Consider the following 22,525-nt stretch of genomic DNA (forward strand, 5'->3'; position numbering starts at 1 on the left):
AAGGTGTTCTTGGGGTTATACATGCCTTTAAAACCGATTTTATGGGTTTTGTGCAAAGCACATACGGTTCCTTAGGTTAAAGATAATTAAGGTTTCTGGCTTACAGGCACTTCTATTTCTAAAAATTCAGGTTCACCTTGATCATCGTTCCCCTTGTAGAACTTAAAAACATAGGGTTTGTCATAAAGCACTTCAAATTGAAACGAATCTTGAACTTCGTCATCTACCGTATTGCATTTTTCTTTGTCTAAAATAATACCTACTGCCGAGACGGTTCTGATCTGGGTCGAATCGGTAAACGAACGGCTTACGTCAAAACGGTCGACCAAGGTACAATCGTCAGGTCTTAAGATTTTGACATCTATGCTGTATACACGCCCGAGTTCAAAAGTGTCCGGCAAGCTGGCGCCCGTTATTTCCAAGGGGGCGTACTGAAAGTTGGTCCCGTCGTCGTCAAGACTGCAGGAGGCAATCGCTAGGGTGAAAGCTATGGTAAGTAGCTTTAGATATATTCTCTTCATGTGGTTTTGATTTTTACATATAAGATGAAAAAAGGGCGCTAGGGTTGCGTAGTTTACCACATAAAGGCTGAAAAAGAATACGCCTTAAAGAAAGGGTTGACAACCATTCTTTAAGGCGTAAATTGTAAAACGGGAATAGGCTAATGGCCTAAATTATTTCTTAAGGGCATTAATAGCGGCACGAATTTTTTCATCCAGCTCTTCAAAAAGTTCGGGATTGTCGAGCAATAACGATTTAACCGCATCTCGCCCTTGTCCTAACTTGGTGTCGCCATAGCTGAACCAAGATCCGCTCTTCTTGATGATTTCATATTCAACGCCTAAGTCGATGATCTCTCCTACTTTGGAGATTCCTTCACCGTACATAATGTCGAATTCAGCAGTCCTAAATGGCGGGGCTACTTTGTTTTTGACCACTTTTACCCGTGTCTTGTTTCCTTGAACGCTGCCGTCGGTATCTTTGATTTGGGTAGACCTTCTAATGTCTAACCTAACGGAGGCATAGAATTTTAAGGCGTTACCACCGGTAGTGGTTTCTGGGTTTCCGAACATCACGCCAATTTTCTCACGCAACTGGTTGATAAAAACAACGGTACAGTTGGTCTTGCTGATCGAACCGGTCAGTTTACGCAAGGCCTGTGACATCAATCTTGCATGGAGCCCCATTTTAGAGTCTCCCATTTCTCCCTCGATTTCACTTTTTGGAGTCAATGCGGCAACGGAATCCACGATTACGATATCGATGGCACCTGAACGGATAAGGTTATCGGCAATCTCTAAGGCCTGCTCCCCGTTATCGGGTTGCGATATAATCAAGTTGTCTATGTCGACACCTAATTTCTGTGCGTAGAAACGGTCAAAGGCATGTTCCGCATCGATAAAGGCGGCAATACCACCGTTTTTTTGTGCTTCGGCAATGGCATGAAGGGTTAAGGTCGTTTTACCTGAAGATTCAGGACCATATATTTCAATGACCCTTCCGCGTGGGTATCCGCCAACGCCGAGAGCTATATCTAGACCTAATGAGCCTGAAGGAATGACTTCTACATCTGCCACCACACTATCGCCCATTTTCATTACGGCACCTTTACCGTAAGTCTTGTCCAATTTATCTAAGGTTAATTTAAGGGCTTTTAGTTTTGCTTCTTTTTCCGCGCTCATATTTTCTTTTTTTAAGGGATGCTAAATTAGCATTTCTTTTATCATAATGCCAGTTAAAGCCTGCATTTTATAAAAAGAAAAATTAACTCGCAAGGCTTTTTTTGACGAAGTGAAAGTTTGAAAATTTTTATTGAAATCGTGTAAGTTTGAATAGGTTATGCCGACTAAGCCTATGCGATAAAGATTTATGGTACTTGGTGTTACGCAACCGAAAAGCTGTTTTTGCATCTATTGTATGAAATAGTGTCTATGGTCATAACCAAGTACGTATACTTGATAGACTTCTCTAGTTTAAGTGTTGAGGAGTGTTGGTGGTCATTTCCTTTTTTGTACTTGAAAAGATGCTATGAAAAAGAAAAAAAATGGAGTGGCCAATAAAGAGCCTTGATATCACATCAGGGCTCTTTTTTATTTGTGATGTTACCATGCCGACTTAATCCGGGCGTATGGGGTCATAACAACGTGACATTATTTCTTATCTTTGCCGCCTTAGAAAATCTTTATAAACTTAAAACATTAGTATAGAATGCAACTGTACAATAATTTAAGTGCAAAAGAAAGAGCGGCCCTTATTAAGGAAGCCGGACAAGAGCGCTTGACGATCTCTTTCTACAAATATGCACAAATCGGCAACCCACAACTCTTTAGGAACCATCTCTTTATACACTGGAACGAACTTGAGGTTCTAGGGCGTATTTACGTAGCCCACGAAGGTATAAATGCCCAATTATCGGTTCCTGCCGAGAATTTCGAGGCTTTTAAAAAGCACTTGGATAGCATAACGTTTTTAGAGAACGTAAGGCTTAATATCGCCATTGAACAAGACAACCTTTCGTTTTTAAAACTGAAGATTAAGGTTAGAAAGAAAATCCTAGCCGATGGCTTGAACGACAGTACCTTTGATGTGACCAACAAAGGGGTTCACGTAGGTGCCGAAAAGTTCAATGAACTTATTGAGGACCCCAACACCATTTTGGTCGATATGCGAAACCACTACGAAAGCGAGATAGGCCACTTTAAGAATGCCATAACTCCTGACGTCGATACGTTTCGTGACTCTTTGGATATTATAGAAAAAGACCTGGCCGATTATAAGGAAGACAAAAAGCTGGTCATGTACTGCACAGGCGGTATACGATGTGAAAAGGCGAGTGCCTATTACAAGCACAAAGGTTTTAAGCAGGTCTATCAGCTGGAGGGCGGTATTATCGACTATGCCCGACAGGTTGAAGAGAAAAAACTCGAAAATAAGTTCTTGGGAAAAAATTTCGTTTTTGACCATCGACGTAGTGAACGCATTACCGATGATGTAATTGCAAATTGCCACCAATGCGGAAAACCTTGCGATACCCATGTAAACTGTGCCAACGAAGCCTGCCACCTCTTATTTATACAATGCGAGGAATGTGCCAAAAAGATGGATGATTGTTGTTCCGATAAGTGTAAAGAAATACACGCATTGCCTTACGAAGAACAGAAAAAGCTGCGTAAGGGTAAGGGAGCTAGCAATAAAATCTTTAAAAAAGGCCGTTCAGAGGTGTTGAAGTTTAAGCGTTAAAGGCTCACTTTACATTTTTTTGTCACCATAGATCAAATGTGCGATAAGGCTAAGTATCGAAAGGCTAAGGCCTAGCACCGATACTCCTATCCATTGGTAATGTTGCCATGCATAGGCTCCTAGGGTAGTGCCCAAGGCACCTCCAAGAAAAAAAATGACCATATAAATAGTATTGATCCGGTTTCGGGCACTTTCGTTTCTAGAGAATATAATGTTCTGATTGGCAATGTGAAGCGATTGTTGCCCGAGGTCGACAAATACGACCCCGAGAACGATTCCTATGATCGAATGTGCCGAAATCATAAAAATCGACCAAGAAAGGATCAAGATTACGGTAGAAGTTATAATGATGAGGTTCTTGCTTATCCTATCGCTTAATTTGCCGACGATACTGGCTGCCAAGGCCCCAACTACCCCAATGAGTCCGAAAGTTCCGGTGATACCACTGCCATAACCGAAGTTGTCTTCCATCAAAAAGACCAAGGTGGTCCAAAAAGCACTTAGTCCGGCAAATGAGAGTCCGCCTCGCACTGCGGCTAGTCGCAACGGGGGTTCCGACTTGAAATAGTGTAGGAGGGATGTCATAAGGTCGGCATAATTGCCCTTGTAGATCGGTTCTATTTTCGGAAGTTTAAATTTGAGGACGATAAAAAGAATGAGCATGATAAGGGTCGCCACAAAATACATACTGCGCCATCCGAACTGTTCCCCTACAAAACCACTTATGGTACGGCTTCCCAAAATACCTATGAGCAAACCGCTCATAACGATGCCAATGGCCCGCCCCCTGTTTTCGGCATTCGATAATTGGGCGGCCATAGGTACGAATAATTGGGGCAGGGCAGAAGTGCATCCTATAAAGAAACTGGCAATGACCAGAAACCATAGTGAGGGGGCAAAGCCTGCGGCCACAAGGGAGAGCAGCATTAAAATAAAATCCAATTTCAAGATTTTATGGTTGTTTACCATGTCACCAAGCGGAACTACGAAAAGTAAACCGAAGGCATAGCCCAACTGGGTAGCTAGGGCCACATTGCTCACCGCCGATTCGCTTACCTCAAAACTCATGGAAATCAAGTGTAACAAAGGTTGGTTGTAGTAGAGGTTGGCAGCAACCAGGCCTGCCGAGATACTCATGAGGTAGAGAACCGCGTTACTTAGTGTTCTGGGTTTTTCCATAAAGACCGTCTCCCTGTTTTTTAAACATATGCATATGTCGTGCAAAGAAACGAAGAAGCCGTGTAAGTTGAGATAACTTTCGTTCACATTAAAAAATTAGTACCTTTACATATAAAATTAGTACGAACCCTATTTGGCCGTAAACCCCCGTTTGGGCCAAACCAAGATATAATATATGGGCTGTAGCAGTTGTTCGACCGGTAAGGACGGACAACCTCGTGGTTGCAAGAACAACGGAACTTGTGGTACCGATGGTTGTAATAAATTAACGGTCTTTGATTGGCTTTCCAACATGTCGCTTCCCAATGGGGAAAAGCCGTTCGATTGCGTCGAAGTTCGATTTAAGAACAGTAGAAAAGAATTCTTCAGAAACACGGAAAACCTTACGCTTTCCATTGGTGATATTGTGGCAACACAGGCGTCATCGGGCCACGATGTGGGCATGGTAACCTTAACGGGCGAGCTCGTCAAGGTGCAAATGAAGCGCAAAAAGGTAGACTATAAAGATAAAGACCTGCCTAAGATACACCGAAAGGCTACGCAGAACGATATCGATAAATGGCAAAAATGCCGTGACCGCGAAGAGGAAATAAAAAAACGTGCTCGAGAAATAGCTATCATCCTAAAGCTTCAAATGAAGATCTCCGATGTAGAATTTCAAGGTGATGGTTCAAAGGCCACGTTTTATTATACGGCCGAAGATCGGGTCGACTTTAGACAGTTGATCAAAGATATGGCCAAAGCCTTCGGTATTAGGATCGAGATGCGCCAAATCGGATACCGCCAAGAGGCCCAACGTTTGGGCGGAATCGGTTCGTGCGGGCGTGAACTCTGTTGTTCTACATGGTTGACCGATTTTAGGTCGGTCAGTACTTCCGCTGCACGGTATCAACAACTGTCATTGAATCCCCAAAAATTGGCAGGACAATGCGGAAAGCTCAAATGTTGCCTGAACTATGAGCTTGATATGTACTTGGAGGCCTTAAAAGATTTTCCTTCACAAGACACCAAACTATTTACCGAAAAAGGACTCGCCTTCTGTCAAAAGACCGATATTTTCAAGGGAATGTTGTGGTTTTCATACAAGGAAGACCCTTCCAATTGGCATACCCTGACCAAGGAACAAGTGCAGGAAATTCTGGAAAAAAACAAAAAGAAAGAAAAAGTTGCCAGTCTAGAGGAATATACGGTAGATAATTTCGTTAAGGAAGAAAAGGTGTTTGAGAACGTGGTGGGCCAAGATAGCCTTACCCGTTTCGATAAGCCGAAAAGACCTAGGAACAGAAACCGTAAGAGAAACAAGGCGAAGAGCAATAGTGGGAAGAACAATAACAACAATAGCGGAAACAACGCGAACCCCCAAAAGAAAAGAGGTCGTAGAAACAACAATCAAAAAAGGCAGCAAAAAAATGGCTAGGGTCTTGCTAGCTTTGGCCCTTGCCGTAGGGCTCGTTTCGTGTAACGATAATTTGGTGAAATCTGAATTTCAGGCCACAAAAGGCGGCGTCTGGAACAAAACCGACAGCATTCACTTTTCATTCTCTGAAATCGATACCATGCAAAGGCACAATATGTTCATTACGGTCCGTAACGATGCCACTTTTCCATACAATAACCTATTCTTGATTACCGAACTTGAATTTCCTTCGGGAGAAACCGTTAAAGATACGTTGGAGTACGAAATGGCCTTGCCCGATGGTTCGTGGTTGGGTAAAGGGTACGGAAGTATCAAAGAAAATAAATTATGGTACAAAGAAAACATCGTTTTTCCCTCTTCGGGCGTATATAATCTACGCGTTTGGCACGCCATGCGCAAAAATGGAAGCGTAAACGGTATTGAAGATTTGAAAGGAATCACCGATGTTGGATTTGAAATAGAAAAAAGTAACGAATAACTTATGTCCAAAGTTGTTAAAAAGAAAAAGCCTGCCGGGTATTTTAAATATATCAAATGGTTCTGGATCCTGTTTGTTTCAGGTATTCTATTGGTTGCATTAATATTTTTGTCGGCTTCATGGGGCCTTTTGGGCGACATGCCCGAATATGAATATCTCGAAAATCCCCAGACCAATCTGGCTACCGAGATTATTTCTTCAGACGGAAAAACATTGGGCAAGTTCTATTTAGACGATAACAGAACCCCGGTGCCTTATGACAGTCTTCCACAAAACTTGGTAGATGCCCTGGTAGCTACCGAAGATGCCCGCTTTTTTGACCACTCGGGAATCGATGCCCGAGGAACCCTAAGGGCCTTTGTCTATTTAGGAAAAAAAGGGGGGGCTAGTACCATTACCCAACAATTGGCACGACAGCTTTTTGTGGGGGTCAGGTCAAAGAACAAGTTTGAGACCATAAAGCAGAAAGTGATGGAATGGGTCTTGGCCACTCGATTGGAAAGGCAGTACACCAAGCAAGAGATTATTGCTATGTACTTGAACCAGTACGACTTTTTGAATAATGCCGATGGTATTCGATCAGCGGCGAAAATATACTTTGGTAAAGAACCACAAGAGCTAAAGGTCGAAGAATCTGCCGTTTTGGTCGGAATGCTTAAAAACTCCTCATACTTCAACCCTATAAGAAGGGAAGAATTGGTGGCCAACCGCAGAAATACAGTGCTAGGCCAAATGGCGAAGTACGGTTATATCACTGAAAAGGAAAAAGATTCGTTACAGGCCCTGAAAATGGATATCAACTTTAATCCAGAATCGCATAAGGAAGGCCTGGCTACTTATTTTAGAATGTACCTCCAAAGATTTATGAACGATTGGATTTCCAAAAACCCTAAGCCAGCTATGGAAGGTGGCAGGGATAAGTGGAATCTATTTTTAGATGGACTTAAAATCTATACGACCATAGACTCACGTATGCAGGCGAATGCCGAAGATGCCGTACGGAAGCATATGGCCAATCTTCAAAATGAATTCTCTCGCCAAAACACACCGGATAAAAACCCGACCGCACCTTTCTTGGATTTAGATAAATCTGAAGAAAAACGTATTCTAGAGCGGGCAATGAAAAGTTCGAATCGATGGCGCAAGATGAAGGCTGAAGGGAAATCTGAAGAGGTTATCCGGGCATCGTTCACCAAAAAAACGGAGATGACCGTTTTTGACTGGAATAGCGATGGCCGTGAACGCGATACCATTATGACGCCGATAGATTCCATCAGATACTATAAAAACTTCTTAAGGGCGGCCATGATGTCTATGGAGCCACAGACCGGACATGTTAAGGCATGGGTCGGGGGTATTGACTACAGACATTTTCAGTATGACAATGTTATTCAAGGTTCGCGTCAAGCGGGATCTACCTTTAAGCCTTTTGTATATGCGGCAGCTATTGATCAGTTGCGCTTGTCTCCCTGTGATTCACTTCCCGATACGCAATATTGTATTGAGGCCAATAAGCACGGTAATCCAGACCCTTGGTGTCCTAAGAATGCCGTAGGCCAATATTCGGGTAAGATGTACACCCTTAAAGATGCATTGGCCAATTCTGTGAATACGGTTACGGCCCAGTTGATCGACAGGGTAGGGCCACGCTCGGTGGTGTCTATTGTCAAGAATTTAGGACTTACGAAGGAAATCCCCGAAGTACCCTCCATTGCACTGGGTACGGTTGAGTTTAACGTTTATGAAATGGTAGGTGCCTATGGTACTTTTGCCAATAAGGGAGTTTATGTAAAGCCTGTTATGGTAACGCGTATTGAAGATAAGAACGGTACGGTGCTTTACGAATATGTGCCCGAGACCAAGGATGTGTTGAGTAAAGACGTGGCCTACGCTATGGTAAACCTTATGGAAGGGGTTACCCAAGGAGGCTCAGGTACGCGTTTAAGACATTCAGGGGCAAAGAACTCTACGGTGTACAAAAAGGTTATCACGGGCTATCCTTACGGGTTTACAAACCCCATTGCCGGTAAAACGGGTACGACACAAAACCAAAGTGATGGTTGGTTTATGGGTATGGTACCAAACCTTGTCACCGGTGTTTGGGTCGGCGGTGAAGAGCGTTCTATACATTTTAAATCGATCGCCTATGGCCAAGGTGCCTCTATGGCGTTGCCGATTTGGGGACTGTACATGAAAAAGAATTATGAGAATAAAGACTTGGGTATCTCTGACGGAGCCTTTGAAAAACCCGAAAACCTGTCTATCAAGGTAGATTGTAGCAAGAGCTCGGGTGACAATCAACAAGATTCAGATCTAGAGGATGATTTAGACGACCTAGATTTCTAAGGTCTTACTACATAAAGGTATAACAAGAATTGCCCGTGACTTTCAATAGAAGTCACGGGCAATTTTCGTTTAAAAATTGTAACTTGACTGCAATAGAAATCTTTTATTCCTTATTATATGATCTCTAAGAAAGTAGCAAGTGTTAAAGAAGCCTTAGATGGTGTTCAAGACGGCATGACATTTATGTTGGGCGGTTTTGGTCTCTGCGGGATTCCGGAAAACGCCATTGCCGAATTGGTCGCTTCCAATATCAAGGATATCACCTGTATTTCCAATAATGCCGGTGTAGACGATTTTGGATTGGGACTTTTACTTCACAAGCACCAGATTAAAAAAATGATATCGTCTTACGTAGGCGAGAACGAAGAATTTGAACGTCAGATGCTCAGTGGCGAACTCGAAGTAGAGCTTACGCCCCAAGGAACTTTGGCGGAAAAATGCCGTGCCGCGCAAGCTGGTTTCCCGGCATTTTATACCCCAGCCGGCTATGGTACCGAAGTCGCCGAAGGCAAGGAAACCCGAGAATTTAACGGAAAAATGTATGTGCTTGAGGAAGCCTTTAAAGCTGATTTTTCCTTTGTTAAGGCCTGGAAGGGCGATGAAGCCGGAAACCTGATCTTTAAAGGTACGGCCCGAAATTTCAATCCTTGTATGTGCGGGGCCGCGAAGATCACGGTCGCCGAAGTGGAGGAGTTGGTTCCCGCAGGTGAGCTAGATCCCAATCAGATTCACATACCGGGCATTTTCGTACAACGTATTTTTCAAGGGAGCAACTATGAAAAGCGTATAGAACAACGAACGGTTAGGAAGCGATAAGTATACCCTTTGAAAATTACTTCATTTAAATTCTGTGACTTTGATTGTTTCGAAAATTATATCAACAAGTAAAAAATCGTAATTGTTCAATTTTCAAATTGACACATTTCAAATTAACTGTTATGTTAGATAAAAACGGAATCGCCAAGCGAATAGCACAAGAGGTAAAAGACGGTTACTACGTAAACTTGGGTATTGGTATACCTACCTTGGTCGCAAATTTTGTCAGGGATGATATCAATGTAGAGTTTCAAAGTGAGAACGGCGTCTTGGGAATGGGGCCTTTCCCTTTTGAAGGGGAAGAGGATGCCGATATTATCAATGCCGGAAAACAGACCATTACCACCTTGCCGGGAGCCTCTTTTTTTGATTCGGCCACGAGTTTCGGTATGATCCGTGGGCAACATGTAGACCTCACCATTTTGGGGGCTATGGAAGTTGCCGAAAACGGGGATATTGCCAATTGGAAAATACCTGGAAAAATGGTCAAGGGAATGGGCGGCGCCATGGATTTGGTGGCCTCGGCGGAAAATATTATCGTAGCCATGATGCATACCAATAGGGCCGGCGAATCTAAGCTCTTAAAAAGGTGTAGCCTACCCCTTACGGGCGTGGGGTGTGTTACCAAGATTGTCACCAACCTCGCCGTTCTTGAAGTAACGCCCGCTGGTTTTAAGCTTGTAGAAAGGGCCCCGGGGGTGACCGTAGATGAAATTAAGGCGGCTACCGAAGGCCGTTTGATCGTGGAAGGCACTGTTCCTGAAATGCCGATTTAGGCTAAAGGAAGGGGTTTCTCTGTTGTAGGGCGTATAAAAATTGGCTTTCACAACAATGTGGGAACACTTCACAACAAGTTTTTTACCGTTTAAAGAGTGATTCGTATATTTATATTGTTATTAATCGAAAATCGCATCCCAAATCCGATTTTGCCCAAATAAAAAACCTATGGAAGCTCAAATCAATCACACACAAGAAGAAATACAAGTTTATAAAAATGACTTTTTCAGCGGAATCGTAATGCTGACCAAGAAGTTGTTTATGTTGTAAAATGTTTTGAAAAAGAAATTAAAAGAGCGGCTCACCCAAAGGCCGCTTTTTTTATGCGCTATATTTTGGTCTCGGGCCGAAATAGTGCTTGCTAGAGTGAACGCAGAATGCGAACGGCCTCTTCTAAGGTCTCATTTTTCTTGGCAAAGCAGAACCGCAATACACCGTCTTGCCGATTGCCGACATTAAAGGACGATATAGGTATACTGGCCAATTTGTGCTCAAGGATCAATCGTATGGCAAAAGCTTCATCGCCTTCTTCCGTGATTTGCGTGTAATCCAAAAGTTGAAAGTAGGTGCCCTCCGAGGGTCTGTACTTGAATCTGGAGCCTTTTAATCCTTCTAGGAACAAATCTCGTTTTTCTTGATAAAATGAAGGAAGGCCCAAATAGTTTTGCTCGTTTTTAAGGTAGGAAGCCATTGCCCTTTGCACGGGGTGGTCCACACAAAACACGGCAAATTGGTGTGTTTTCCTAAATTCTTGCATTAATTCGGCAGGTGCGGCGCAATAGCCGATTTTCCATCCGGTGACGTGAAAAGTTTTGCCGAAAGAGGCACATACAAAGCTGCGCTGGGCCAAATCGTCGAAGCGGGAAGCACTTTGGTGTTCCTTTCCATCGAAAATAATATGTTCATATACCTCGTCGCTCACCAAGATGCAATTGGTGGGCCTAAGGATTTCCTGTAACTGCAGCATGTCTTCCCTTGAAAATATACGTCCGCTCGGGTTGTGGGGCGTATTTATGATGACCATACGCGTCTTTTCGGAAATCTTGCTTTTCAAGGCTTGCCAGTCGATCTCGTAGCCATTGGCGTCGAGTTGTACATAAACGGGAATTCCCCCGTTCAATAGTATGGCCGGTTCATAACAATCATAGGCAGGCTTTATTACAATGACCTCGTCCCCTTGGTTTACGAAGGCGGTAATTGCCGTAAACAAGGCCTGTGTTGCGCCTACGGTAACGGTAATTTCGCTTTCGGGATCGTAAAGCCTTTTATGCAGTTTTTCTATTTTTTCTGAAATAATTTCCCTTAAACCATAATAGCCTTGCATGGTGGCATATTGGTTATGGCCGTTTTCCATGGCATCTGTGACCAACTCCTTCAGTTTGGGGTCTATTTCAAAATTTGGAAAGCCTTGGGAAAGGTCTATGGCCTTATTCTTTCGTGCCAAGTTGCCCACCGTAGTGAAAATGGTGGTTTTTGCCTTGGGGAGTTTAGATGAAAATCTCAAATTAGAGGAAGTCATTCGGTACTGTTCAATTAAGATTTCAATTTACAACTTTATGGGGCATATACTTTTTCTTTTTTTAATAAACTTAATTGTGATCCCTTATATTTATGCATCCAAAACATATGATATGCGCAATTTTCGAACTCTAGTTTTAGTTTTTTCCATGGTTTTTACCATAAATACCCTTTTTTCACAAACGGCTTCATCCAAAAAAATAAGAACACTTATTGTTGATGGTCAAAACAATCACGATCAATGGCCGAAGATTACGTATATGTTGAAAACGGAAATGGAGAACACCGGCTTGTTTACCGTAGAGGTCGCCCGTTCGGCATATACTTGGAAAGGAGATAACTTTATCGCTGAATTTCCAATAAAAGATTTACCTAAAACGGAGGCAAAGGAAAAGCCCATGGCCGACCCGAACTATAGTCCCGATTTTTCAAAATACGATGTGGTCATCTGTAATTTTGGATGGAACGCTGCACCATGGCCCGAAAAGACCCAGAAGAAGTTTGAAAAGTATATAAAAAAAGGAGGCGGATTGGTCGTTTTCCATGCTGCGGACAATTCTTTTCCTGAATGGGAAGCCTATAACCAAATGATCGGTTTAGGCGGTTGGGGCGATCGTACCGAAAAAGACGGACCTTATGTGTATTACAATGATGCAGGTGAGCTTATTAGGGATAATAGTCCTGGAAATGCCGGTTCCCATGGTCCGCAAAGCGAATATCAGGTTCAAATAAGAAATGAAGACCATCCGATTACCAAGGGTATGCCCAAAGTGTGGTTCCATACCAAAGATGAGTTGTATAATAGTCTTCGTGGCCCTGCGGAGAATATGGAGGTTTTGGCAACCGCGTATTCAGATCCGGAAAACAAGGGTACAGGTAGGCACGAACCTGCGCTTATGAGCCTAGAGTACGGTAAGGGCCGTATCTTTCATAACATCATGGGTCATGTCGATTATTCGGTAGAATGTGTCGGCTTTTTGACCAGTATGCTTAGAGGAGCCGAATGGGCGGCCACAGGCGCGGTAAGCCAGCCTATTCCTGCCGATTTTCCTACCGCCGGGCAGACCAGTTCACGAAAGTTCACTAAATAGGTTTTCAATACTGGGTAGGCAGACCGCGTTCAAAAGGCTTTTTTTGAGTCTTGAATCCACTGACATTTGAGGCAAAATCTGATAGCTTTCCCTTTTCTGTGCAAAATTATAGGAACCGACCCAAGGGTCGGTTCCTAGGTTGTAAGTGGTACAGACCGCCAGATTACAATCCCGTTTTCTATGGGCCGATTATCGATAAACTGCCAAAACTAGGGGTTCCAATCCTTTTGACGGGGGATGGGCAAACTGTTCGGTCGGTTTTTTTAAACGCATTGTTCAATACAAGCTTATGGGATTGACCGTCTACCACATCGTAATTATCGCTATTCTAGTGGTCTTTTCTTTTTTTGTGGTCAAGACCGTTCGTGTTGGGAGATTAAGAAATGAAAATACTGCGGACGGCAAATATTGAGTCCCTTGAAAATTAAAGTGGGCGATGGTATTGTGGGCGGGTCGCTCAAATCAAACAGCCCATATTGCTCTCGGATACTTCTATGGAGTCGAGGTATATATTGGACGATAAAAGAAGGTTTTCCGAATTGGCCGTTCCTATAATGAGATCGGGCGACTTATTGGGGGTTCTTGATTTTGAACATTCGGAAAAGAACTTTTTTACCGAAAGCCATGTGCTTATTTTTCAACTTATAGCCAAGCTCACGGGCATAAAATTAGAGCGTATAAGCACTCAGAATTCCAAACCATTGATCAACGGGGTGGTTTATTCTGGGCAGTGGGTGCGACTTTTGACGCAAGAAAGGGTGCATCGTGATTCCAACTTGAGTCTGGGCGCCATGGCCGACGTTTTAAATATTAGTGAAACCTATCTCTCACATTTGGTCAATAAGTTGGGCGGACATAACTTTTCCGACCACATAAACCATTATTCGATACTTGACGCAAAAGATATGCTTGCCGACGGAAAATATAATGATTATACCATTCTTTCCATCGGCCTGGAAGCAGGCTTCAATTCTAAGTCCACTTTTTACTCCGTTTTTAAAAAGCACACTGGACTTACCCCAACAGGGTTCAGAAAGGGGGATGGGAAGGCTAAAAAAGGCGTTGGCGTAAAGCACTGAAGATCATAATTTCTTTGTCTTATCCGTGATTCGGTATTCCAATGGCATATATAGGGGTTCTCTCCTCTTAAAAAAACCTTCAAAAATGCTCCTTTGGAATATTTTGTATAAATGGTTTCAAATGGCACACAATAGGTCATATATCGATTACAATTAGTAATAAAAACATATAAATAACTGATAGTCAATACATTTTTTGGAGTCCTGTTTTTTGCGATTTGTAAAATATAGGACACTTGAATTTGTGTGAAATCTAGTTTTGGGGAACTAATTAAAAAATAATATGATGAAAACTAAATTATTATGTGTTTTTGTGGCGACCTTATCTATTATCGCCTGTTCCAAGGATGGGGAAGATGGAGCCGTTGGTCCACAGGGCCCACAAGGTGAACAGGGTATTCAAGGAGAGCAGGGTGACACCGGTGAACAGGGTGACACAGGGGAACAGGGCGAAAAAGGAGACCCGGGTACGGCCAACGTTATTTATTCCGGTTGGGTCGACTCGCCCTTTGTAAACAATAACATTATGTCTCCTACCGCAAACGCCTCTATGGAAGTGGCGGGACTTAGTCAAGAAATCGTCGACTATGGAACCGTTTTGGTATACGGTAAGGTTGCGGCGAACGGGACTGTCTATGCCTTGCCATACCTTGGAAATCAAGGGGTCAGTTACTATTACTACTTCGATTTGGAGGAAATCAATATACGACTGGCAACGGCCGACGGGACTTCTGATATTGGTTCGCCCCTATTTTCTACCTATCGGTATGTATTAATCCCCGGAGGGACGGAAGCGAGCGATGGAATTGGCGGGGTCACTACAAAAGCGGCCGCTGTTGATTATTCTAAAATGTCTTACGACGAAGTCGTGGATTACTTCGGTATTCCCAAATAAGATAGTCGGCAAGGAGGTAGGCCGGTATTGCCCGGGAGTTTCGATACGACCGGGCAAACCACTTACCCCCTTTGTTACAACGGTGGGTTTGATCAAGATGGACCTTGGGCAGGGCTAAGGGAAATCAATATTAGGTAACAAGCATGCCGGTCAATGGACTTCAATACCCCTTGGTGACGGTTTTTGAAGTTATCGAACCAGTAAAATGTACAGATATGATACTAAAAACGATTACAGGATTTTTTTTGATAATGTCGCTTTTCCTTTTGTCGGCCTGTAGCAAGGAAGCTTCGCACCAAATCGATGTTTCTTATGGACTTCAGACGCTCGATGTCGATTTTAGGTCCGAGGGCGAAACCCCGGCACCCTATGTGAAATGAAATGGTGACGCAGGTGTATTCTCACTAAAAAATGAGGTTGAAGGGATTGCCATCGACGCAAATTCCGGCATTATTTCTTGGAACAATGCCTTGGCGGTAGGAGCTACCCCCATAGTGGTTGTGGTCGAGAACGGAAATGACCGGGTTGAAATTTCTTTGACCGTAGAGAGTACCTTGTCGGAATCGTATTGGCTCTTCGGCCGAAACAATGACAAAGAAGGCGATGCTCACCAACTCATAGTGATTTCCCGTCAACTCAAACTAAATTCCGACGGCACCTTGCAAGTAAAGATCATTAACGAAGAAGGTTCCTTAGGTGTTGGGGTGTGGTCCCTGAACGGGAATCTTTTTGAAATGCATGTTTGCTTTTCTTGTGAAGTCGCAGATTCATTGGAGGTTCCGACTTATGATGAACATTCTTTCTATTCAGGAACCTTGGTCAATTATGGCAGTGATGGGGCGAGTATTCAGGGACAGTGGTATATAATACGGTTCGACCCCGATTCATCGACCCTATGGGGGCAGTTCGGAGGTAGAATATCAAATGCAAATTACGATTAATAAAATGGGCCCACCCGCCTATTATTGCCCCGGGTCACTGTCGAATAGGACATGGTACAGGTTTCGGGCGGCCGTATAATTCTGCCTTTCGAAATAACCCTGTGTCGTACTAATAATTTAAAATGAAACAGCTACATACAAATAAGTCCCTTCTAGTTTACGTGTTGATATTTTGGATCGTAGGGTGTTCAAAAGAGAACGATAAATCGAAAATTGAAGAAGCTGGGGTCGAAAAGGAGACCGGACTTCCGCACCAGATAACCATAGATTACAACGACGATCAAACCGTAACGTATACAATAGCCTATAACGGGGCAAAACAGATACTTACATTGGAAATGTATCGAGACTCCGGGGGTGATAGATACCATACTTTTTCTGAATTTCAGTACGATGCGAATGGAAACCTAATGGCGGTTTTTTTTGAAGATGTACCCAATGGGACTGGGTATGAAATGTTCTTTACCTATACGGGAGCGGATACTCTTTCCGACGTGGCCGTATTTTATGGCGGGTCGCAGCAAGACACCGAATTCTTGCACGATGTGCCGAACCATAGATACCGACTTAACTACGATATGGGCCTTTCTATAACCCTTGGCTTTGATTCCGATATGAATATAGGGGAAGTTGGTGTTGGCGAAACCCAGCTGGAACTTGTAACCAGTAATTCGGAAAAAGGTCTTTTCCACGAAGCCGATATTTCTACGACCATGTTGCTTTGGTATGCCAATACCTACTACTTGAACCCTTCGGAACTGTACTTTTTAAACAAGAAGAACATCATATCCTACGGATATGGGGAGTATGGTTTTACTTATGAAAATGAGGTCAGGAACGAAAATGGGCAACTGGTGGGTTTTTCGGTTGTATCCGATTCCGAAGGCGTTCCGCCCGTTGACTATAGCATAGACTATGATTGATGCAGAACAGGATTTGGGTGTTGTTTTAAAACGTGTTCCCCATTAACCGACCTTGAGGTCGGTTTTTCTTTTCGTTTTTCTTGTAAAAATTTGGTTTCGACAGGCAAATGGTTTGCCCTTACCGACCAAAGACGCAATAGCATGTAGGTTTTGGGACCTTTAAAAGTTTATTGGGCCAAGGGGTCTGGGTTAGGGCTACCGGCGTTTAAGTTCTACGGTTTTTTTCCCGACATGAAAAAGAGCCTCTCCTTGGTTAACCACGGCCTGATGGTTGATGCAAAATATGAGTCCATCAAAAGGTGCCTTGATGGTTTTTGTATGTTTGGCGTAGGTATCGGAAACGATGCCCAATATCTGTCCTTTGTGAACTTCACTGCCATTCGATATTTTGGGTATGAACATACCTGCAGTTGGGGCCCTGAGCCATTTCCGGCTATCTATATGGGCGGTTTTGCTGCGTTGTACGTAAGGAGGGGCTATGGGCTGTGCCATGCCGAAGTGGCTCATAATATTTAAAATGCCTTGCATTCCTTCGAGAATGGAGTAATCGTCAAGCCGCATACTCTCCCCGGCTTCATAAACGATGGTGGGTTTTTTCATCAAGAAGGCGGCATTTCTAAAAGAACCTTTTATCAACTTTGAAGGGAAGGAAATTGGGGCATTGAAAATTTCCGCCAGTTTTGCGCTCTCTTCATCCTTTTCGGTATAGCGTACCTGTGGAAAATTGTGTCTTTGGCTTCCTCCGGTATGTAGGTCGATACCGTAGTCGATTTGGTTAAGGATGGAAGTCATATAATGATAGGCGATACGTCCGGCCATAGAACCCGATTTGGTACCTGGAAAGCTACGGTTGACATCCTTCCCGTCAGGAACATCCCTTGAAAAGTGGATAAAACCAAAAATATTCAATACCGGCACCGCTATAATGGCGCCTGCACTAATATGGAATAGTTTTTCGGCCAACATGCGCCTTACGATTTCAATTCCGTTGATCTCGTCTCCGTGTAGTCCGGCCTGGACCAAAAGGGTCGGCCCTGGTTTTTTGGCATTGAAAACATATGCAGGTATATCGATCAAGGTTCCGGTGGGCAAACGGTCGATAGGAATTTTCAGCAACTTGTTTTCACCGGGCTTTACGCTTTCACCTCCAATGGTTATGGTTTTATTTTTGTGCATAGGGTACTAGTAACTTTTTATATAGGCTATCGTTTTCTTTTGCGGCAACTACGTTCAACGAACAAAATGATTTCTTTGGCAACGTTTACGCCCGATACCGATTCAATGCCCTGTAATCCGGGAGAGGCGTTCACTTCCAATAGTAAAGGGCCTTTTTTTGAGCGGATCAGGTCAACCCCTGCCACCCCTAGACCGATGTATTTGGCGGCATTTAGTGCCATGTCCTGTTCTTTGGAAGAAAGCTTAACCGTTTGCGTGGTGCCACCGCGGTGTAGGTTCGACCGAAAATCATCGAGCTCACAGCTGCGTTTCATGGCGGCAACAATCTTATCGCCAACTACAAAGACGCGAATGTCTTCGCCATTGCTTTCTTTGATGTATTCTTGAACAAGAATATGGGTTTCCATTTTGTAGAAGGTGTCGATGATCGATTTTGCCGATTTTTTGGTTTCGGCGAGTATCACCCCTAAACCTTGGGTGCCTTCCTGTAATTTGATGACTACCGGGGCACCTCCTAAAGCGTCGATTTGTGCCGAGATATTTTCGGGGTCGATAGAGAATAAGGTATCGGGTACGGCAATTTTATTATGGGCTACGATTTGAAGGGCCCTTGCCTTGTTTCGCGCCCTAGAAATGCCCAATGAGTGCGCCGTACTGAAAACACGGTTCATCTCAAATTGTTTGACAACGGCGACCCCATGTCGGGTGACCTTTGTTCCGATACGGGGTATGATGGCATCAAAGGCATCGATGATGTTTTCCTGGCGAAAGATAATCTGGGGCGGGTGGGCTCCTATCTTTATGGCGCATTTGGTATGGTCGACCCATTCGATATAATGTCCCAGCTTTTTGGCTTCATCCGCTATTCGCCGGGTTGAATAGACGTTCATACTCATTGATAGTAGGCCAATATCCATAATTAAAAGAGAAGGTTAGTGGTCGTTTGCGACTTGAATATCGGTCAAAAATTGCAATAAGACGAAGGACAAGGAAAAAAATATAGGGGCGACTTCTTTTTTGTAGCTGACGTCATGGCGTGGCCCGATAGTGTTCAAAGACTATGCGGGCCTTGGCACATGGGTAGGGAAGGCTTGCTTAAAACGTTTCTAAATACCTTTACTAAATGCCCAAAAGTTTGTTAAAGCCGAGCTTATGCCCTAATTTTGTGAACAGTCTTTAAACTAACTCCAACTTATTATAAAATGAGCGGATTGACAAAATCTTCGATAGCCCGAAAAGTGGTCATGGCCCTATCGGGTCTTTTTTTGGTCTTTTTTCTTTTGCAACACTTTATTATCAACATTACTTCGGTAATTGCACCCGACACGTTCAACGAGTGGTCTCATTTCATGGGTTACAACGGGTTGGTCCAGTACATTCTTCAGCCTGTTTTGATTGCTGGGGTTATAGTGCATTTTGCCATGGGTATTGCATTGGAGATAAAAAACAACAAGGCCAGGGCAATTAAGTACAAACAATACAAGGGTAGTGCCAATGCTTCTTGGATGTCGAGAAACATGATCATCACGGGCTTGGTCGTACTTGCCTTTCTCGGGTTGCACTTGTATGATTTTTGGATACATGAGATAACCTATAAGTATATAGAGGTGGGTCCTGAAGACCCGACCCGATACCTTGAGGAAACGGTACATAAGTTCGAGCCTTTCGCGCGTACTATAATCTATGTTATTTCATTTGTACTCTTGTCATTACACCTATGGCACGGTTTTGCCTCGTCTTTTCAAACTATGGGTGTCAATAACAAGTATTCGGCCGGCATACAGACTTTCACAAAAATATATGCGATAGTTATTCCTTTGGGATTCATATTTATCGCGCTATACCATCATTTTAACCCAATAACACATTAATTATGGGCATATTGGATTCTAAAGTTCCTAAAGGGCCATTGGCCAATAAATGGACCCAACATAAAAACGACATTAATCTTGTAAACCCCGCCAACAAGCGTAATATTGATATTATCGTTGTGGGTACCGGACTTGCAGGTGGTTCCGCCGCTGCTACTTTAGCGGAATTGGGCTATAACGTAAAAACTTTTTGTTATCAAGATTCCCCACGTAGGGCTCACTCCATTGCTGCTCAAGGAGGGATCAATGCGGCGAAGAATTATCAAGGGGATGGCGATAGTGCCTATAGACTCTTTTATGATACGATAAAAGGGGGCGATTATCGTTCGCGTGAAGCCAACGTATATCGTTTAGCGGAAGAATCGGCCAACATAATCGATCAATGTGTGGCACAAGGTGTACCCTTCGCCAGGGAATACGGCGGATTGCTCGACAACCGTTCTTTTGGTGGTGTACTCGTTTCGCGTACCTTTTATGCCAAGGGACAAACCGGCCAACAGTTATTGTTAGGGGCTTATGCCGCAATGAATAGACAGATCAATCGCGGTAAGATCAAAGCGTATAACCGTCATGAAATGATGGATTTGGTGCTTGTCGACGGAAAAGCAAGGGGTATCATTGCCCGTAATTTGGTTACCGGCGAAATTGAGCGTCATTCGGCACATGCCGTAGTTTTGGCTACAGGGGGATATGGAAACGTATTCTTCTTGTCTACCAATGCTATGGGCAGTAATGTGATGGCGGCTTGGAGGGCACACCGTAGGGGAGCCTTTTTCGCGAACCCATGTTTTACGCAGATTCACCCAACCTGTATTCCGGTTTCCGGAGATCATCAATCTAAGTTGACCCTGATGTCGGAATCACTTCGTAACGATGGACGGATTTGGGTGCCAAAACGTATCGATGATGCCATTGCCATTCGGGAAGGTCGGTTAAAACCAGTCCAATTAAAAGAAGAAGATCGTGATTACTACCTAGAACGAAGATATCCCGCATTCGGAAACTTGGTGCCTCGTGATGTGGCATCGCGTGCAGCAAAAGAACGTTGTGATGCCGGTTTCGGAGTGAATAAAACCGGGGAGGCCGTTTATTTGGATTTTGCTTCGGCCATTCAACGTTACGGTAAGGAAGAGGCCCTTACTCACGGTATCAAGAATCCTGATGAGAAAGAAATAACACGCTTGGGTAAAAAGGTCATCGAGGCCAAATACGGAAACCTTTTTCAGATGTACGAAAAAATCGTTGACGAGAATCCGTATGAAACTCCAATGATGATATATCCAGCGGTTCACTATACCATGGGCGGACTATGGGTCGATTATAACCTACAGACTACCATAGAGGGTTGCTACTGTGCGGGCGAGGCGAACTTTAGTGATCACGGGGCCAACCGTTTGGGGGCTTCGGCACTGATGCAAGGTCTTGCTGACGGCTATTTCGTATTGCCATATACTATCGGCGATTATTTGTCGAAAGATATTAGAACTGGTGCCATACCTACCGACTTGCCCGAGTTTGAAGCTACAGAAGCTGCGGTAAAAGAGCGTTTGCAAAAATTGATGTCGGGTAGTGGACAGCACTCCGTAGATTATTACCACAAGAAACTAGGAAAGATCATGTGGGATAAATGTGGTATGGCAAGAAACGCAAAAGGGCTTCAAGAGGCCATTGAAGAGATTGCCGCCCTAAGGGCCGATTTTTGGGAGAATGTAAAAATACCCGGTAAGGCCGATGGAATGAACCAAGAATTGGAAAAAGCGGGCCGTGTGGCCGATTTCCTAGAACTAGGCGAACTCTTCGCTAAAGATGCCCTTACTAGAAACGAATCTTGTGGAGGTCACTTTAGGGAAGAATACCAGACTCCTGAAGGTGAAGCGCTACGTGACGATGAAAACTTTAAGTTCGTTTCCGCTTGGGAGTACAAAGGCGAGCCTAAAGATGCCGTCTTGCACAAGGAAGAGTTGGTGTACGAAAATATCGAGTTGAAGACAAGAAGTTATAAATAGATAGCTATGAAGCTTAATTTAAAAATATGGCGTCAAAAAGATGCTAAGACCAAAGGTGAATTAGTCGATTATACCTTAAAAGGTATAGAGGGCGATATGTCTTTTCTTGAGATGTTAGACGTGCTCAACGAACAATTGATCAATAAAGGAGAAGAGCCGGTACAATTCGACCATGATTGTCGTGAAGGTATCTGTGGAGCATGTTCATTACAGATTAATGGTGAGCCCCATGGGCCTGACCGTTTGGTTACCACCTGTCAATTGCATATGCGAAAATTCAACGATGGCGATACGATCGTTATTGAACCGTTTCGTGCAACCGCCTTTCCGGTAATCACCGATTTAGTGGTAGATAGAAGTGCTTTTGATAGAATTCAACAAGCAGGTGGCTATATTTCCGTGAACACTTCAGGAAATACCGTAGACGCCAATGCTATTCCTATTAACAAGCACGATGCCGATGAAGCCATGGATGCGGCAACCTGTATTGGTTGTGGTGCTTGTGTGGCGGCTTGTAAGAATGCAAGTGCCATGTTGTTCACTTCGGCCAAGGTATCGCAGTTTGCGTTGTTGCCCCAAGGACGGGTAGAGGCCGTAGACCGTGTGCAGAATATGGTGCGCCAAATGGACTTGGAAGGTTTCGGAAACTGTACCAATACCGGTGCGTGCGAAGTGGAATGTCCTAAGGGAATTTCCTTGAAGAACATCGCCCGTATGAACCGCGAATATTTAAGCGCGTCCGTAAAAGGATAAAAATACGAGTGCCTATCCG

General features: G+C 43.7%; 21 protein-coding genes and 1 pseudogene. 16 read left to right on the forward strand and 6 right to left on the reverse strand.

From position 1 onward, the window contains the following. Window positions 1-86: 86 nt before the first annotated feature. Window positions 87-521 carry a hypothetical protein gene (locus B4Q04_RS04100; RefSeq protein ID WP_013993161.1) on the reverse strand — a complete coding sequence of 145 codons (435 nt, stop codon included), beginning with the start codon at window positions 519-521 and terminating at the stop codon, window positions 87-89. Window positions 522-674: 153 nt separating this feature from the next. Further along, window positions 675-1,682, reverse strand: a complete 1,008-nt coding sequence (recA, locus tag B4Q04_RS04105; RefSeq protein WP_013993162.1) for a recombinase RecA — start codon at window positions 1,680-1,682, stop codon at window positions 675-677. A 526-nt stretch (window positions 1,683-2,208) separates the two neighbouring features. Here recA and B4Q04_RS04110 point away from each other — a divergent pair. Next, window positions 2,209-3,240 (forward strand): rhodanese-related sulfurtransferase, encoded by a 1,032-nt coding sequence (locus tag B4Q04_RS04110; protein WP_013993164.1) that lies wholly within the window; start codon window positions 2,209-2,211, stop codon window positions 3,238-3,240. A 9-nt stretch (window positions 3,241-3,249) separates the two neighbouring features. On the opposite strand, the gene B4Q04_RS04115 is transcribed toward B4Q04_RS04110, so the two are convergent. Continuing rightward, window positions 3,250-4,419 (reverse strand): MFS transporter, encoded by a 1,170-nt coding sequence (locus B4Q04_RS04115; RefSeq protein WP_046287829.1) that lies wholly within the window; start codon window positions 4,417-4,419, stop codon window positions 3,250-3,252. 175 nt (window positions 4,420-4,594) lie between these two features. Here B4Q04_RS04115 and B4Q04_RS04120 point away from each other — a divergent pair, with 175 nt between their 5' ends. The 5 genes from B4Q04_RS04120 (at window position 4,595) to B4Q04_RS04140 (ending at window position 10,252) form a co-directional block, all read left to right on the forward strand. Beyond that, window positions 4,595-5,836, forward strand: coding sequence for a stage 0 sporulation family protein (locus B4Q04_RS04120; RefSeq protein WP_013993166.1), 1,242 nt, complete (start codon window positions 4,595-4,597; stop codon window positions 5,834-5,836). After that, window positions 5,829-6,314 (forward strand): gliding motility lipoprotein GldH, encoded by a 486-nt coding sequence (locus tag B4Q04_RS04125; protein ID WP_013993167.1) that lies wholly within the window; start codon window positions 5,829-5,831, stop codon window positions 6,312-6,314. Before B4Q04_RS04120 ends, B4Q04_RS04125 begins: the two co-directional genes overlap by 8 nt. Before the next feature lie 3 nt (window positions 6,315-6,317). Continuing rightward, window positions 6,318-8,660 (forward strand): penicillin-binding protein 1A, encoded by a 2,343-nt coding sequence (locus tag B4Q04_RS04130; protein WP_088696062.1) that lies wholly within the window; start codon window positions 6,318-6,320, stop codon window positions 8,658-8,660. Between the two features lie 117 nt (window positions 8,661-8,777). Continuing rightward, complete coding sequence (locus B4Q04_RS04135) at window positions 8,778-9,476, forward strand: CoA transferase subunit A (protein WP_013993169.1); 699 nt, start codon at window positions 8,778-8,780, stop codon at window positions 9,474-9,476. Window positions 9,477-9,598: 122 nt separating this feature from the next. Next, a complete protein-coding gene (locus B4Q04_RS04140) occupies window positions 9,599-10,252 on the forward strand; it encodes a CoA transferase subunit B (RefSeq protein ID WP_013993170.1) in 654 nt (217 codons plus the stop codon). Window positions 10,253-10,614: 362 nt separating this feature from the next. Here the strand turns inward: B4Q04_RS04140 and B4Q04_RS04145 are convergent, their stop codons facing one another. After that, on the reverse strand, window positions 10,615-11,772 hold the full coding sequence (locus B4Q04_RS04145) for a methionine aminotransferase (protein ID WP_088696063.1): 1,158 nt from the start codon (window positions 11,770-11,772) through the stop codon (window positions 10,615-10,617). 112 nt (window positions 11,773-11,884) lie between these two features. Between B4Q04_RS04145 and B4Q04_RS04150 the strand changes: the two genes are divergently transcribed. The 7 genes and pseudogenes from B4Q04_RS04150 to B4Q04_RS04175 all read left to right on the forward strand — a co-directional run bounded on the left by B4Q04_RS04150 (window position 11,885) and on the right by B4Q04_RS04175 (window position 16,700). Next, entirely contained in the window at window positions 11,885-12,862 is a 978-nt protein-coding gene (locus B4Q04_RS04150) for a ThuA domain-containing protein (RefSeq protein ID WP_088696383.1), read from the forward strand. Window positions 12,863-13,305: 443 nt separating this feature from the next. Beyond that, window positions 13,306-13,521, forward strand: a pseudogene (locus B4Q04_RS23055) (GAF domain-containing protein); the annotation flags it as partial. Beyond that, window positions 13,495-13,941, forward strand: coding sequence for a helix-turn-helix domain-containing protein (locus tag B4Q04_RS23155; protein ID WP_410543964.1), 447 nt, complete (start codon window positions 13,495-13,497; stop codon window positions 13,939-13,941). The pseudogene B4Q04_RS23055 and the gene B4Q04_RS23155, both read left to right, overlap by 27 nt. Window positions 13,942-14,227: 286 nt before the next feature. Then, complete coding sequence (locus tag B4Q04_RS23065; protein ID WP_215933171.1) at window positions 14,228-14,836, forward strand: collagen-like protein; 609 nt, start codon at window positions 14,228-14,230, stop codon at window positions 14,834-14,836. A 215-nt stretch (window positions 14,837-15,051) separates the two neighbouring features. Continuing rightward, on the forward strand, window positions 15,052-15,216 hold the full coding sequence (locus B4Q04_RS22660; RefSeq protein ID WP_161496038.1) for a hypothetical protein: 165 nt from the start codon (window positions 15,052-15,054) through the stop codon (window positions 15,214-15,216). Window positions 15,217-15,306: 90 nt separating this feature from the next. Beyond that, window positions 15,307-15,777, forward strand: coding sequence for a hypothetical protein (locus B4Q04_RS04170; RefSeq protein WP_088696066.1), 471 nt, complete (start codon window positions 15,307-15,309; stop codon window positions 15,775-15,777). 122 nt (window positions 15,778-15,899) lie between these two features. Further along, the gene (locus B4Q04_RS04175) at window positions 15,900-16,700 is read left to right on the forward strand and encodes a hypothetical protein (protein WP_088696067.1); all 801 of its coding nucleotides are present in this window, start codon (window positions 15,900-15,902) and stop codon (window positions 16,698-16,700) included. A 195-nt stretch (window positions 16,701-16,895) separates the two neighbouring features. Here the strand turns inward: B4Q04_RS04175 and B4Q04_RS04180 are convergent, their stop codons facing one another. Both B4Q04_RS04180 and B4Q04_RS04185 read right to left on the reverse strand, forming a co-directional pair. Continuing rightward, a complete protein-coding gene (locus tag B4Q04_RS04180; RefSeq protein WP_088696068.1) occupies window positions 16,896-17,876 on the reverse strand; it encodes a succinylglutamate desuccinylase/aspartoacylase family protein in 981 nt (326 codons plus the stop codon). A gap of 26 nt (window positions 17,877-17,902) precedes the next feature. After that, window positions 17,903-18,793, reverse strand: coding sequence for a RimK family alpha-L-glutamate ligase (locus tag B4Q04_RS04185; RefSeq protein ID WP_046287413.1), 891 nt, complete (start codon window positions 18,791-18,793; stop codon window positions 17,903-17,905). Window positions 18,794-19,078: 285 nt separating this feature from the next. Here B4Q04_RS04185 and B4Q04_RS04190 point away from each other — a divergent pair, with 285 nt between their 5' ends. The 3 genes from B4Q04_RS04190 to B4Q04_RS04200 are packed head-to-tail and all read left to right on the forward strand — an operon-like array spanning window position 19,079 to window position 22,506. After that, the gene (locus tag B4Q04_RS04190; protein WP_013993182.1) at window positions 19,079-19,747 is read left to right on the forward strand and encodes a succinate dehydrogenase cytochrome b subunit; all 669 of its coding nucleotides are present in this window, start codon (window positions 19,079-19,081) and stop codon (window positions 19,745-19,747) included. A 2-nt stretch (window positions 19,748-19,749) separates the two neighbouring features. Beyond that, window positions 19,750-21,753, forward strand: a complete 2,004-nt coding sequence (locus tag B4Q04_RS04195) for a fumarate reductase/succinate dehydrogenase flavoprotein subunit (protein ID WP_013993183.1) — start codon at window positions 19,750-19,752, stop codon at window positions 21,751-21,753. Between the two features lie 6 nt (window positions 21,754-21,759). Further along, entirely contained in the window at window positions 21,760-22,506 is a 747-nt protein-coding gene (locus B4Q04_RS04200) for a succinate dehydrogenase/fumarate reductase iron-sulfur subunit (RefSeq protein ID WP_013993184.1), read from the forward strand. Window positions 22,507-22,525 lie beyond the last annotated feature (19 nt).

Source organism: Zobellia sp. OII3, from assembly GCF_002211465.1.
GTDB lineage: Bacteria > Bacteroidota > Bacteroidia > Flavobacteriales > Flavobacteriaceae > Zobellia > Zobellia galactanivorans.